The 14052-nt window shown below is 39.1% G+C and carries 14 protein-coding genes; 4 read left to right on the top strand and 10 right to left on the bottom strand.

Features of this window, described 5'->3' with window-relative positions; all coding sequences use genetic code 11:
* Together G9371_RS04015 and G9371_RS04010 are read right to left on the bottom strand one after the other, a co-directional pair.
* The gene (locus G9371_RS04015) at positions 1-1020 is read right to left on the bottom strand and encodes an alpha-ketoacid dehydrogenase subunit beta (protein ID WP_001133053.1); all 1020 of its coding nucleotides are present in this window, start codon (positions 1018-1020) and stop codon (positions 1-3) included.
* A 13-nt stretch (positions 1021-1033) separates the two neighbouring features.
* Positions 1034-1996: a thiamine pyrophosphate-dependent dehydrogenase E1 component subunit alpha gene (locus tag G9371_RS04010; protein ID WP_005132017.1), complete on the bottom strand. Its 963-nt coding sequence runs from the start codon at positions 1994-1996 to the stop codon at positions 1034-1036.
* 364 nt (positions 1997-2360) lie between these two features.
* Between G9371_RS04010 and lipA the strand changes: the two genes are divergently transcribed.
* A complete protein-coding gene (gene lipA / locus G9371_RS04005; RefSeq protein WP_002057517.1) occupies positions 2361-3347 on the top strand; it encodes a lipoyl synthase in 987 nt (328 codons plus the stop codon).
* Positions 3348-3504: 157 nt separating this feature from the next.
* The gene (locus G9371_RS04000) at positions 3505-4644 is read left to right on the top strand and encodes a helix-turn-helix domain-containing protein (RefSeq protein WP_029424331.1); all 1140 of its coding nucleotides are present in this window, start codon (positions 3505-3507) and stop codon (positions 4642-4644) included.
* Between the two features lie 46 nt (positions 4645-4690).
* Here G9371_RS04000 and G9371_RS03995 read toward each other — a convergent pair whose 3' ends face one another.
* Positions 4691-5443 (bottom strand): TenA family transcriptional regulator, encoded by a 753-nt coding sequence (locus G9371_RS03995; RefSeq protein ID WP_000126111.1) that lies wholly within the window; start codon positions 5441-5443, stop codon positions 4691-4693.
* Positions 5444-5763: 320 nt separating this feature from the next.
* Between G9371_RS03995 and G9371_RS03990 the strand changes: the two genes are divergently transcribed.
* Positions 5764-6993: a GGDEF domain-containing protein gene (locus G9371_RS03990; protein ID WP_000775755.1), complete on the top strand. Its 1230-nt coding sequence runs from the start codon at positions 5764-5766 to the stop codon at positions 6991-6993.
* 96 nt (positions 6994-7089) lie between these two features.
* Here the strand turns inward: G9371_RS03990 and aroC are convergent, their stop codons facing one another.
* From aroC to G9371_RS03955, 7 genes are all read right to left on the bottom strand, one after another.
* Positions 7090-8181 (bottom strand): chorismate synthase, encoded by a 1092-nt coding sequence (aroC, locus tag G9371_RS03985; protein ID WP_000918444.1) that lies wholly within the window; start codon positions 8179-8181, stop codon positions 7090-7092.
* A gap of 12 nt (positions 8182-8193) precedes the next feature.
* A complete protein-coding gene (prmB, locus tag G9371_RS03980; protein ID WP_000441019.1) occupies positions 8194-9198 on the bottom strand; it encodes a 50S ribosomal protein L3 N(5)-glutamine methyltransferase in 1005 nt (334 codons plus the stop codon).
* Between the two features lie 236 nt (positions 9199-9434).
* A complete protein-coding gene (gene trpB / locus G9371_RS03975) occupies positions 9435-10640 on the bottom strand; it encodes a tryptophan synthase subunit beta (protein ID WP_001164648.1) in 1206 nt (401 codons plus the stop codon).
* Positions 10641-10676: 36 nt separating this feature from the next.
* Positions 10677-11864 carry a vWA domain-containing protein gene (locus tag G9371_RS03970; RefSeq protein WP_000498050.1) on the bottom strand — a complete coding sequence of 396 codons (1188 nt, stop codon included), beginning with the start codon at positions 11862-11864 and terminating at the stop codon, positions 10677-10679.
* Between the two features lie 15 nt (positions 11865-11879).
* On the bottom strand, positions 11880-12731 hold the full coding sequence (locus G9371_RS03965) for an AAA family ATPase (RefSeq protein WP_001271636.1): 852 nt from the start codon (positions 12729-12731) through the stop codon (positions 11880-11882).
* Positions 12732-12760: 29 nt separating this feature from the next.
* Positions 12761-13147, bottom strand: a complete 387-nt coding sequence (locus tag G9371_RS03960; protein ID WP_001206390.1) for a hypothetical protein — start codon at positions 13145-13147, stop codon at positions 12761-12763.
* On the bottom strand, positions 13140-13445 hold the full coding sequence (locus G9371_RS03955; protein ID WP_000543500.1) for a YcgL domain-containing protein: 306 nt from the start codon (positions 13443-13445) through the stop codon (positions 13140-13142). Before G9371_RS03955 ends, G9371_RS03960 begins: the two co-directional genes overlap by 8 nt.
* Positions 13446-13887: 442 nt before the next feature.
* On the opposite strand from G9371_RS03955, the gene G9371_RS03950 reads away from it, so the two are divergent.
* Positions 13888-14052: a hypothetical protein gene (locus G9371_RS03950; RefSeq protein WP_000086293.1), complete on the top strand. Its 165-nt coding sequence runs from the start codon at positions 13888-13890 to the stop codon at positions 14050-14052.

The following is a 14052-nucleotide window of genomic DNA, read 5'->3' as shown; positions in this document are numbered from 1 at the left end:
CTAAGCCTCCAATGTTTTTCGCACAGCTTGCTCAATACGCTCTACACTTGGAATCCATTCTTTTTCTAAAACTGGAGAGAATGGAACAGGCGTATGTGGTGGCGTTACGAGTTCAACAGGTGCTTTCAAATAGTGGAAACCTTTTTGCGCGATCAGTGCAGCAACATCATGACCAAAACCACAGCGTGCCGCTGATTCATCCACAATAACCACACGCCCAGTCGATGCAACAGACTCTAAAATTCCTTCTTCATCCAGAGGTGAAATTGTGCGAGGGTCGACCACTTCAACCGAAATGCCATCTTTTGCCAGTTTGTCTGCCACTTCATTAGCGCGATGTACCATCAAACCTAAAGCAATAATGGTCACGTCTGTCCCTTCACGGGTGTAATTTGCTACACCAAAAGGAATGGTATATGCATCATCTGGAACTTCGCCTTTAATGTCATAAAGCATTTTATGTTCACAGAACACTACAGGGTCATCATCACGAATAGCCTGAATTAATAGCCCTTTCACATCATATGGGCTAGATGGAACCACAACTTTTAAGCCCGGAACCGCGGCAAATACGTTATATGGTGACTGAGAATGCTGGGCTGCCGCAGAAAAACCTGCACCAATCATACCACGTACAACCATGGGTGCTTTTGCTTTTCCACCAAACATATAACGGAATTTAGCGGCTTGGTTATAGAGCATGTCATGACACACGCCGTAGAAATCCATAAACATTAAATCGGCAACAGGACGTAAACCTGTTGCAGCAGCACCAGCGGCCATACCAATAATTGCAGACTCGGTAATTGGTGTATCAATCACACGTTCCGAACCAAACTCTGTCCATAAACCTTTGGTTACGCCCAATACACCACCAAAACCTTCTAATTGGTTTTCTTCAGTGTTTTTACCGCCGTGCCCACCGCGGACATCTTCACCAACAACAAATACGGTTGGATCACGGCGCATTTCTGATTCAATGGCTTCTTTAATTGCATTACGAAAACTTTTATTTGGCATCTTTACTATTCCTTTAGTAAGAGACATAGACGTCAGTAAGGAGTTGTTCTGGTTTTGGGTATGCCGCAGCACGAGCTTTAGCAACGGCATCATCAACATTTGCCTTAGAAGATGCATCAATCTCGTCTAGTTTGGCTTCATCAATTTTGCCTTTGACTTTTTCGCGGAAAATTTTCAAAGGATCTTTATTTTCTTTGATGAACTCGACTTCTTCTTTAGAACGAATCAAGCCGGGGTCACCTTCGAAGTGGCCATAAAAGCGGTTTGTAATGGTTTCAATCACACTTGGGCCTTCACCACGGCGTGCACGTTCAATAGCAATTTGAGCGGCTTCATAGACAGCAAAGAAGTCTGTACCATCAACTTTAACTGCCGGTAAACCAAAGCCTGCTGCACGACCAGCAATGTCTTTGCTTCCTACAGCGTAATCATGACCAGTCCCCTCACCAAAACCGTTATTTTCAAAAACGAAAATCACAGGAAGTTTAAGAACAACAGCCATGTTCATCGCTTCAAAAGTAAGGCCTTGGTTTGAACCACCATCACCTGTAAAAGACAGTCCGACGCCACCAGTCTTTAAGGTTTTCGCTGTCAACGCTGCACCAATTGCTAAAGGAGGCCCACCACCCACAATCCCGTTGGCACCGAGCATACCTTTATCTAAATCGGCAATATGCATAGAACCGCCTTTTCCACGGCATAGTCCGTCATCTTTACCGAAAATTTCCAGCATCATGGCGTGAATATCACAGCCTTTTGCAATACAGTGTCCATGTCCACGGTGTGTTGAAGTGATATAGTCTTTGTCGGTTAAGTTTTCGCAAATCCCGACTGCTACAGCTTCTTCTCCGCTATATAAGTGAATAAAACCTGGAATATCACCATTGGTATTTTCTTCATGAAGTCGATCTTCAAATTCACGAATATCACGCATGCGTTTATATGCTGCGAGTAATTGCTCTTCCGTTAATTGCATATCCTTTTCCTTTATTATCTTGATTATTAAAAATTAACCAAGTTTCAGCGAGTGTTATATATTTCGCTATAAATAATAAAGCTCAATTTAATTTAATATGCTATTAGACTAAAAAGTTTTAAATAAGTTTTTTAGCTATTAATTTTTATATATCACAAGCTTACACTGCAAAAATAAAATTAAAAAATTTTAATTCATTTCATATACTTGTAAAACAAACCTTTAACCAACCTTTATTAATTTATAATATTTGCTGTGCACTATACGCATTAATAAATTCTTTATTTCTTATTTATAGAAATAAGGTTTTTTATTATAACCAGTCAAGTTGCAAATTAATTTAATATAAAATGGAATTTTATATATGGACTTAAAAAGGCAAATAGAGACAGGTATTAAGTTAAGAGGAATAGATAAAGTTTCTCGTATTCCTATTAAAATTTTACCTACCGAAGAACTACCTAAAAAACCTGAATGGATTCGAGCAAAAATAACTGATTTCGAAGAAATTCAACGTATCAAAAATTTATTACGCCAACAAAAGCTACATAGTGTTTGCGAAGAGGCCGCATGTCCAAATCTACCTGAATGTTTTGGTGGTGGTACGGCAACATTTATGATTATGGGAGATATTTGTACAAGACGTTGCCCTTTCTGCGATGTAGCACATGGTCGTCCAATGCCTTTAGATGAAAATGAACCTAAACATCTAGCTGAGACGGTCGCTAACCTAAACTTAAAATATGTAGTCATTACCTCTGTAGACCGTGATGATCTACACGATGGTGGCGCAGCACATTTTGTGAAGTGTATTGAAGAAATCAGAAACCGTTGTCCAGATACGCTAATTGAAATTTTAGTTCCGGACTTTCGTGGCCGTTTAGAAACAGCACTCTCTACATTAAGCTTATCACCACCCGATGTGTTTAATCATAATATTGAGACAGTACCGCGTTTATATAAAGCAATGCGCCCCGGTTCGGACTATGAGCATTCGTTAAATTTATTAAAACGTTTTAAAAAATACTGTCCTGATATCAAAACTAAATGCGGCCTAATGGTAGGGCTAGGAGAAATTGAAGCTGAGGTTATTGCTCTACTCAACGATTTAAAAGATCATGATGTAGATTTAGTGACTATTGGACAATATTTACAGCCCTCTAAATCACATGCCCCTATTCACCGGTTTGTGAATTTACAAGAATTTGAAAGATACACTCAGCATGGCCAGCGTTTAGGCTTTAAAAATATCTGGAGTGCGCCAATGGTCCGTTCTAGCTATTTTGCCGATCGGCAATATTTCGGTGAATCTGCACCAAAGCCATTTTCAAGAGAGGATGTTTTGTCATAGGGCGAGGCGAAATAACAAAACTTACCCAATAGGATAATAGTCAAACCGTTTAAAATTATTTAAGGTAAATGAAATAACGAGGAAATAGTCACAATAAGAAAGCTAAACCTGTTGAGCGGCCACGGATACGCCATTTCAACGATAAAGGAACTTCGATATGGATATGTCAAAACAATTATTATTGCCTTCTACAGACAACCTTCCGTCTTTCTTTAGACCGGAAACAATCTCTGAAACACCTTGTTTAGGGAAAAAGCCGTCACTCGATCTAGATGCGGCTCCTATATTTGATCTAGATCAGGAATGGCAACATTCCTTATTTGGTCGTTCAATCCAAGAGTGCCATAGAAATTTGATGCATATTGCTGAAGATGCGGATATGGCAATTGGGGTGACTGACCCTCACGGTACTTTACTCTGGACATGGAGTAGTACGCCTATGCGTTCATCTGCCGAACAAGTCCATTTTGTTGAAGGTGGACAATGGTCAACCCAAGCAGTTGGTCAAAATGCAATTGGTCTTGCACTAAATACACATTCTGCAAGCTGTGTTTATTCACATGAAAACCAGATGAACAGCGTTAGAGACTGGGTATGTTATGCAGCCCCGATCACTGACGCAAATACAGACCAGTTTTATGGCATTATGAACTTATCAACTAAATATCAAAAGCATAACTCACTTGGAATTTTAGCTGTTGAACGTTGCGCCGATATTGTAAAACAAGCCATTCAACTTCATCAAAAGAACATTTTATATATTAAGGCGCTAGGCACGCCTAAGGTTCAATACAATCAACATAGCTTAACACTCACGCAGCGCCAAATCGAAATTTTATGTATTCTTGCTTTATGCCCGGAAGGCATAAACCTAGAAGAGCTTCACTATGCCTTATATGGCGATCGACCAGTGAGTACCACTACACTAAAAGCTGAGCTCTCACAGCTTCGAAACCTGATTCCCGATGTTATCGAGTCACGACCATATAGACTTAACTGTGAAATTCAATGTGACTTTCTCATGGCTGAGCAAGCACTAAACTTAGGTTTTACTGCAACCACTTTAACACTGTATAGAGGTAGTTTTTTAGCCAAGTCAGAAAGTCCATTTTTGTGTGCTTGGAGAGATTGCTTTGATGCCCGCTTGAGTCATGTGATTTATCAAATTGATGATGTAGACCAACTATTACGTGTGGTTAGCCGTGTTCCCGACCGTGTTGATGCCGTTGAACGCTTACTTGAGCTGCTGCCTGAAGAAACACCTTATCGGGCAAAGCTCTTAAAATTGCTTGAATAAAATAAAAGGGAGAATATGTAGAATATTCTCCCTTTTTAAGATGAGATCAAGCAGAGGCTTGAAGCTGTACTCTATAGCAATCGTCTAAAGCTAATTCATAATACCGCAGCCCTTCTTCTGCCGCATGAAATGCTTTTTGCTGCCAATCAGGTCGTTCATTACATAAACGTTTAATCAGCTCCATGGCTTCATAAGGATGTAAATCATCATAATGAGCATGTGCACGTAACCAGGCTAAAGAACGCTTATCAATGGTAACTTCCGGATGATCCGTATAAGCGTGTATGCCTTTATAGACTTGAATAGACCAGTCACCTGTCGCCCATTCAATTGCTAAATTGGTCGCTGCCAGACATTCAGCCAAGTTGCCACGATGACTCATATTCCAAAGAAAATGATTCACCGCATTCATCGAAGCTGGTGGGCGAACACTATCGAGTTGTTCTACCGTTAATCCAAAACCTTTAGCCCAATCCCGATACCACTGTAAATGGCGCTCTTCGACCTTAATATTTTGAATTAACCAATCTCTTGTTTCAGTAACACCAGGTTCTGCAAAAGCAGTTGCTTTAGCTAACGCACCGGCCATATATGACGGGAAATGCGCTACTAATGGATAGAAATTAAGTAAAGCATAACGGAAACTTTCTAGGCTCAATCCCCCATTGGCCATTTCAGTAAAAAACGGATGTTTACTCACCCGCTCCTTAACTGGTAAAAGATCCTCCCAAAACCGCTGAGACCATCCATTATGCGGCGTAATTTCTAAACTCATTCCATATTGATTTAGAGCAGTCATTGCTAATTTTCCTATTTATATGACAGCAATCATCTGTACTTCACGGCTATAAGTCTATCCGAAAATGATAAAGATACAATCTTTAATCGACCATTTGTAATTTTTTCTCAAAGGTTACGAATCTTTAGATAATTGTGACGCTAATCATTGAAATGTCGTGATTTTTATCACAATTAGGGGGCGTAAAAATCATTACTTTTTTAAAAAATCTGTATTATTATTTTAAATAAACCACACATTATATAACCAATACTTTTAGATGGAACTTTAATAAAACAAGTCTCATTTTATGCCAACTTCCAATATAGAGAGCATTAATTATGAAGTTGCAAGGTTCCAATATATTGGGACAGGAACAAATAGATTTATTAACCACACGCGGATTAAATTTCGTATGGTTTCCAAAGCAACTTGAAACGATATATCGTTTTCAATATCAAAATGGTGCAGCCTATGAGTTTCGCTATAGAGCACCTATTATTTTAATATTATATTTATTTTTAAGCTTTGGTATATACCAAGTTTTACCAACCGAACAAGTTTTATCCTGGTTAAGCTATTATTCTTGGGTAGGCATAATTGTTTTAATCGCCTGGATTTTATCATTTATTAAAAAATTAAATCAGTGGTTTGATTATTATGTCGGAATTGGTTCTTCCGCTGCCGTTGCCATAACATTTATCTTAATTAACGTTTTAGAAAATGGCCAAGATAATGTACTTTTTCATGCTGCAATGATGTATGCCATTGTGATTATCTATGGTGCGGTAGGCATGCGTTTTTATACTGCCATTATTGCAGGATGGGTCGGCGGTCTTATTGGTATTTTGGTAAGTACCTATTTGAACGGAGACATAGACTGGACCTTCCTGAACCGTACATATACGTTTAGTAGTTTCTTAGGCATGACCCTTGCCTATGCTACGGATCGTCAGCACCGTGAAAACTATTTACAAAACTGTATGATTGAGCTCAATCGTATTGAACTTATGCAACAAGCTCAACAACTGTCACTGCTTTCTCAACAAGATGCTTTAACCGGACTTGCTAACCGACGTTATCTTGATGAAACACTTGATAATGAATGGCGACGCGCATTACGCCATGAGACTCCTCTTACTATTATGATGGTTGATATCGACTTCTTTAAACCATATAACGATAGCTTAGGCCATCTCAAGGGTGATCAGTGTTTAAAAGATATTGCGACTGCAATTTCCTCAATTGCTGCTCGTAGTGGCGATTTGGTTGCCCGTTATGGCGGTGAAGAATTCTTACTTCTGTTCCCAATGACAAATGCACAACAAGCCAAAATTCAGGCCGAAAGATTAATGAATGCAATTAAGAAAATTGCTATTGTTCATCCATGTAGTAGTGTTTCACCATACGTAACCATTAGTGTTGGCGTGGCGACCACAATTCCACGTTTAAATGATTCAATTTCTGCTTTTGTTAGTCGTGCTGATCATGCGCTCTATCAGGCAAAAACAAATGGCCGCAATCAATATCAAATTGCTTTGAATGAAGAGCAAATTGTAGATCTAACTTAATGATTTATTTTTAAGGTAATCATGTGATTTCAATAAAAATAGAAAAGCCACATAATTTTGTTTATGTGGCTTTTTAAATACGCTGATTAGAACTAACTATGGTTCGATTGGCGCAAATGGAGGAACAACATCCGCGTTTTGAGCACGGTGGCGTAAGAAATGATCCATTAGAACTATCGCTAACATTGCTTCTGCAATCGGAGTTGCTCGAACGCCCACACACGGGTCATGACGGCCTTTAGTTAACACATCAGTATCTTCACGATTTAAATTAATCGTTTTACCCGGAGTAGTAATACTTGCTGTTGGTTTTAGTGCAATCGCCACACGAATGGTCTGGCCACTTGAAATACCACCTAAAATACCACCAGCATGATTTGCTAGAAAACCATGACTAGTCAATTCGTCACGTGTTTCATGTCCAAACTGTCCTGCTACAGCAAAACCATCACCAATTTCAACACCTTTAACCGCATTGATACTCATCATTGCATGTGCAATATCAGCATCTAAACGATCAAAGACAGGCTCACCCCAACCTACAGGAACTTTTTCGGCTAAAATTTCTAACTTAGCACCACAACTTGTACCTTGTTCACGTAAAGACGTAACCAATGCTTCAAAACGAGGAACAGCATCTACATCGCCACAGAAAAATGGATTATTTGGAACTTCATTCCAATCTAGTTTTTCAGCAACTTCATTACCAATTTGAGTCACATGACCGCGGATCAGAACACCAAATTTTTCTGCTAAATATTTCTTCGCAATAGCACCAGCTGCAACACGCATAGCAGTTTCACGAGCACTTGAACGGCCACCACCACGATAGTCGCGGAAACCATACTTTTGCGTATAAGTGTAATCTGCGTGACCCGGTCTAAAAGTTTGTGCAATATTTCCATAATCTTTCGATTTTTGGTCTGTATTGCGAATGAGTAAACCAATTGGCGTACCAGTAGTTTTACCCTCAAACACACCAGAAATGATTTCAACCTGATCAGGCTCTTTACGCTGAGTCGCAAATTTCGAGGTTCCCGGCTTACGGCGATCCAGATCTTTTTGCAAATCTTCTTCGGTTAATGCAAGGCCTGGTGGCACTCCATCAACAATTGCCATTAAACCAACCCCATGCGATTCACCGCATGTAGTCACACGAAAGAGTTGTCCAATACTGTTCCCTGCCATATGTCCAACTCCTTAAACTTGTTCTTCAAATAATTTTCTATAACGACGACATTGTTCAGCAGTCAAAGCAAAAATACCTGAACCACCTTTTTGGAAAGTAAGCCAGTTGAAATCAACTGTATTAAAGTTTTGGCGCATTGCCCATTCAGAGTTACCGACTTCAATAACAATAAGACCATCTTCAGTTAAATAATCTGCCGCTTGAGCAAGCATTTTACGCACAAGGTCTAAACCATCTTGGCCTGCTGCCAATGCAAGCTCAGGTTCGTGTAAAAACTCTTCCGGTAAGTCAGCCATATCTTCGGCATCAACATACGGAGGGTTACTTACAATTAAATCGTACTGGTTTTCAGCTGGAATTTTTTCAAATAAATCCGACTCAAGTAATGCAACTTGGTATTGTTTATTGTGATGTTCAACGTTAATTGATGCTACTTCTAAAGCTTCTTTAGAGATGTCTGTTGCATCTACTTCTGCATCTGGATAAGCATAAGCTAAAGCTACCGCAATACAGCCAGAACCTGTACACATATCTAAAATACGTTGTGGAGTTTTAGGCTTGGTATTTTCTGGTAAGTTATTAAGCGCTTCACGCATTTGGCCATTTTCATCTAAACAATATGGCGCAAAACGTTGCTCAATTAACTCTGCAATTGGTGAGCGAGGAATAAGTACGCGCTCATCCACATAAAATGGCTTATTAAAGAAATAAGCTAAATTTAATAAATAAGAAGTCGGAATACGCTCATTAATACGGCGTTCCAACAAGCTTAAGAATTCTGCTTTTTCACTTGGTAAAAGCTTCGCATCTAAAATCTCTGAATCTGCTGACCATTCAAGAGATAAGGTTTGTAAAACTAATGCAGAGCTTTCTGCGAAATAATCTTCAGTACCTTGTCCTAAATGTGCATCATATTGACGTAATGCTGACACCCCAAAACGAATAAAATCTCGAATTGTTGATAAATTTTCAGCAGCTTCCTGTAAATGTTCAGGGCTAATCGTCGGTCGCTCCACTTAGGCGTCTCCAAAGGCAAATTTTGCAAAGTGACTATTCTACTGAGTGAGGTAGTGCAAAGCAACGCTTTGCCTTGTGAACCAGTGTTTTACATATCTATCACGAACAGTCACGGCTCAAAATCAAAATACTTTGTTTTAATTAAGAAATAATGAACTTTTAAGTAGAGTAAAATTTAGTCTATAAAATAAAAAAGCGGCCTTTCGAAATGAGCCGCTCTTTAAGTATATTTAGTTTAAAGCTTAAGTTTTTCTGCCACATAATCAGAATCTTTATCGCCACGACCCGACAGATTCACCACGATCATGGTTTCTTTCGGCAGTTTTGGCGCTTCACGTATTGCCCATGCGACAGCATGTGAGCTTTCAAGCGCAGGAACAATACCTTCAACTCGTGATAAGGTCATAAACGCGTCTAAACATTCTTGGTCAGTTGCAGTGCTATATTCCACACGGCCTAAATCTTTTAAGAAACTATGTTGTGGCCCAACACCAGGATAGTCCAAACCTGAAGCGATAGAATGCACAGGTAAAGGTTCACCAGCCTCATTTTCAAGAACATAACATGCCATACCATGAATTTGGCTTGGTTTACCTAATGTTAGGGTTGCCGAATGCATATTTGTATCTAGCCCATGCCCAGCAGGTTCAACTCCTACAAGTTTCACATCTGAATCGTTTAAAAACGCTGTAAACGCACCGATTGCATTTGAACCGCCACCGACACATGCGACAATATAATCCGGATTTTTTCCAAATCTTTGATGCGTCTGCTCTTTAATTTCCTTACCAATAATCGATTGAAAATCTCGAACCATTTTAGGAAATGGATGGGGTCCAACCACAGAACCAATCGCATAAATAAAATTTTTAGGATCTTTTAAATATTCTTCAAACGCGCTATCAACCGCATCTTTTAAGGTTGCTGTACCGCGAGTTACTGACACCAAATGAGCGCCCAAAATTTTCATTTTGACCACATTTGGATGTTCTTTTTCAATATCAACTTGACCCATGTGGATCTCACATGGAATACCAACTAAAGCACAAGCCGTTGCTAAAGCCACCCCATGCTGACCCGCACCCGTTTCGGCAATGATTTTCTTTTTGCCCATATACTTAGCAAGTAAAGCCTCACCTAAACAGTGATTAATTTTATGGGCACCGGTATGATTTAAGTCTTCACGTTTTAAATAAATTTGCGCGCCACCTAACTGTTCTGAAAGGCGTTTTGCATAAAATAAAGGACTTGGACGGCCGACATAATTTGCAAAGAGGTCTGCTAATTCATTTTGAAATTCTGGTGTATGGCGAATTTCTTCATAAGCAACATTAATTTCATCCATTGCTTCTTTTAAATGTGGAGGAATAAATTGCCCTCCATATTCACCAAAAAATCCTTGTTCATTCGGTAAAGCAATACCATTAATTTGATGTTGCATATCATCCCTCTTTTTAAATTATTAAAGTTATCAAGTTTATCGAGAAAGGTAACGCGTCAAATCTTCAATGCCTTTTAGGGTCATTGGATACATATGGTTTTCAAAAATCTCTTTAATCCAACCAATTGTTTGAGTGTAATGCCAATACCCTTCTGTTTCAGGGTTTAACCATGCTGTTTTATCAAAATGCTGGCGTAGGCGACGTAACCAAACTTCACCAGCTTCATCATTCATATATTCAACCGAGCCACCTACCGATTTCAGCTCATACGGTGCCATACTGGCATCACCTACGACAATTACACGATAGTCACGTCCATAGGTATGAAACAAGTCCCATGTGTTCATGCGAGTAGCTGTTCTTCGGTAGTTATCTTTCCAAACATAGTCATAAAGGCAATTATGGAAATAAAAGTATTCAAGCGTTTTAAATTCTGTTTTAGCTGCGCTGAATAACTTTTCACATTGGGCAATGTGTGCATCCATCGAACCACCTACATCAAACAACATGAGCACTTTGATTCGATTTCGACGCTCTGGCACCATTTGAACGTCAAGAATACCCTGCTTGGCCGTTTCTCGAATAGTTCCATCAACGTCTAACTCTTCAGCTGCGCCTTGGCGAGCAAATTTACGTAACCGTCGCAAAGCAATTTGCATTTGGCGGGTACCAAGAACTTGGTCATCATCTAGATTTTGGTATTTCCGCTGTTCCCAGACTTTAACCGCCGAGCGTTTACGACCTGGCCCACCAATTCTGACACCTTCCGGATGGTCACCAAAAGCGCCAAAGGGTGAAGTACCACCCGTGCCAACCATACGGTTACCACCTTGGTGTTTTTTATGCTGTTCACGTAAACGCTCTTCTAGCATTTTCATCAGTTCTTCTAAAGAACCAGCTTTTTGAAGTTCAGCTCTTTGCTCTGGTGTTAAATGCTTTTCTAGAAGTTCTAAGTCGAACCAGTCTTTTGGAAGTTTATGGACTTGCTTAAGTAACTCATCAATATCAAAGGTTTCTATGCCATCAAAGTAATCTTTCATGGCACGATCGAACTTATCAAAAAAACGTTCATCTTTAACTAAAATGGTTTTAGCAAGTTGATAGAAATCTTCTTGATCGGCAAAAACTAGCCCTTCGCTTACTGCACGATTTAAGTCAATCAGTTCACGAGTCGTGACTGGAACACCATATTTTCGTAAGGTGTAAAATAACCGCACAAACATGGGTTATTCCCTCCTTTAACGTCGCGACATGAAAGCCAAACGTTCAAGCAGTTGCACATCTTGTTCGTTTTTAATGAGTGCGCCATACAAAGGTGGAATAGCTTTTGATGTATCTCGATTACGTAGTACATCTTCAGGCATATCATCTGCCATAAGCAGACTCAACCAATCGATCAGTTCAGATGTAGATGGTGGTTTCTTCAAGTTAGGAATTTCACGGAGCTTGAAGAAAACTTGAAGCGCTTCATTTACCAAAGTTGCAGAGATATTCGGGAAATGTACCGAGATAATTTCGCGCATCGTTGCTTCATCTGGGAACTCAATGTAATGGAAGAAACAGCGACGCAAGAAAGCATCTGGTAATTCTTTTTCATTATTTGAAGTAATAATTACGATTGGACGTTGAGTAGCCGTAATTGTTTCGCCTGTTTCATAAACATAAAAAGACATTTTATCAAGTTCATGTAACAGGTCATTTGGAAATTCAATGTCTGCCTTATCAATTTCATCAATTAAAAGCACACAGCGCTCTTCACTGGTGAAAGCTTCCCACAATTTACCGGGCTTAATATAGTTCTTAATATCGTAAACACGATCATCACCAAGTTGGCTATCACGCAAACGAGACACAGCATCGTATTCATATAAGCCTTGCTGTGCCTTAGTCGTTGACTTGATGTGCCAAGTAATGAGTTTTAAACCAAGACTTTCTGCCACTTGCTCGGCAAGTAAAGTCTTACCTGTACCCGGCTCACCTTTAACCAATAAAGGCTTTTGCAAAGCACGAGCTGCTTTTACAGCAAGTTTAAGACTATCAGTCGCGATATATTGATCTGTACCGGTAAAATGTTGGGTATCAGCAGACATGTAGAGACCTTATTTTTCTATTTCAATGGTTAGATGGAACGCATGCTTTTGTTTGTTATATATTTTGACCAACAATAGCCAATAACCAAACCTAGACCGATTACAAACAGAATTAAGGATAAATTTGACCAGATTAAAGGACTGTCTTTAGTTAAAACACCAAATAGTAGTCCAAAAATAGCTGGCGCTACAGATGCATTAGGCCCTTCTGAAACAGTCGGTGTCACCAAAATAGCAAAAACAACTAACCAGCTTATTGCGCCCAAAGTGGTAGGTAAGCGGCGCATTAAACGCCACCAGCACCACAAGGCAATAATAGCGCCAACGCCATAAGCTGTTAAAGCAATAATCTCTTCAGGAATTGCATCGAGAGAAGAAAGTAATTGATTTAAAATTCCAGCTTGATCTTCACGCACCACGTAAGCCCTCTGGTTCAACTGCATTTGGGTTAATTAACCCTTCTGGCGGCATCTGAATAAAGAAGCCTTTTGTTTGTAAGGAGTCTAGAACATGTAAAACATTTACACGCGCTAATTTACGTGTTGGAGCCAATTCTAAATGCATGACAAACGTTGCACGGCCAAAGGCTTGTAAAACAGCTTCTGGAACTTTTTCAAACGGATCGGCTTGCTCCGTTTCATCAGGATAGTTTGGACGAGCAATATAAATGTACATTTCATCTTTTTTGCTCGATCTATAAATATCACAGTGCATTTCAAATCAACTCTTGAACTAAGGACAGCATACATGAAAAAAAACGACAGACACACGCAGGTTTGTTTACGCATCAGTCGTTTTTTCTTTTCTTGAGAAATATTAACCTACAACAATCATTAAGGTCGATAAATAACTTTTAATTTTCCAAAGTTTTAAATTTTCAACCTTCATTAACTCTTTAATTTTACATAAAAAATCTTTTTGTCGACTTTTATAAAATAAAAATTTTACATTTTAAAAACAATAAAATTTGAACTAAAGCAGATAGCCTTTGATTTAATCTATTGAATTTTATAAATTTACGGTTAAGTATAAAGTTAAATAAGGCCTAAATAAGATTCAACTTATGTATACAGGATAAGACATTATTTAACCGTTTTTGATTTTTAATATGATTCAATAATAGAAGATCTTAAAAGAATATATGGAGGTCTATGCTATGTCTCGTGGCGACAAATCATCTTATACAGCAAAACAAAAACGTCAGGCGAAACATATTGTTGAGAGTGAAGTAGATAGAGGTCATTCTCAAGAAGAAGCTGAACGTATTGCATGGTCTACCGTCAATAAACAAGATGGTGGCGGCAAGAAAAAATCACATTAA

The sequence above is a fragment of the Acinetobacter sp. EKM10A genome (assembly GCF_011075215.1).
GTDB classification, from domain to species: Bacteria; Pseudomonadota; Gammaproteobacteria; order Pseudomonadales; family Moraxellaceae; genus Acinetobacter; species Acinetobacter baumannii.
The sequence above is the reverse complement of the archived record's forward strand: the minus strand, read 5'-3'. Positions and strand labels throughout refer to the sequence as shown.

Excerpts from the sequence above, each read along its gene's own strand:
- G9371_RS04015 (WP_001133053.1), bottom strand. The coding sequence starts at position 1,020 with ATGCCAAATAAAAGTTTTCGTAATGCAATTAAAGAAGCCATTGAATCA.
- G9371_RS04010 (WP_005132017.1), bottom strand. The coding sequence starts at position 1,996 with ATGCAATTAACGGAAGAGCAATTACTCGCAGCATATAAACGCATGCGT.
- lipA (WP_002057517.1), top strand. The coding sequence starts at position 2,361 with ATGGACTTAAAAAGGCAAATAGAGACAGGTATTAAGTTAAGAGGAATA.
- G9371_RS04000 (WP_029424331.1), top strand. The coding sequence starts at position 3,505 with ATGGATATGTCAAAACAATTATTATTGCCTTCTACAGACAACCTTCCG.
- G9371_RS03995 (WP_000126111.1), bottom strand. The coding sequence starts at position 5,443 with ATGACTGCTCTAAATCAATATGGAATGAGTTTAGAAATTACGCCGCAT.
- G9371_RS03990 (WP_000775755.1), top strand. The coding sequence starts at position 5,764 with ATGAAGTTGCAAGGTTCCAATATATTGGGACAGGAACAAATAGATTTA.
- aroC (WP_000918444.1), bottom strand. The coding sequence starts at position 8,181 with ATGGCAGGGAACAGTATTGGACAACTCTTTCGTGTGACTACATGCGGT.
- trpB (WP_001164648.1), bottom strand. The coding sequence starts at position 10,640 with ATGCAACATCAAATTAATGGTATTGCTTTACCGAATGAACAAGGATTT.
- G9371_RS03970 (WP_000498050.1), bottom strand. The coding sequence starts at position 11,864 with ATGTTTGTGCGGTTATTTTACACCTTACGAAAATATGGTGTTCCAGTC.
- G9371_RS03965 (WP_001271636.1), bottom strand. The coding sequence starts at position 12,731 with ATGTCTGCTGATACCCAACATTTTACCGGTACAGATCAATATATCGCG.
- G9371_RS03955 (WP_000543500.1), bottom strand. The coding sequence starts at position 13,445 with ATGCACTGTGATATTTATAGATCGAGCAAAAAAGATGAAATGTACATT.
- G9371_RS03950 (WP_000086293.1), top strand. The coding sequence starts at position 13,888 with ATGTCTCGTGGCGACAAATCATCTTATACAGCAAAACAAAAACGTCAG.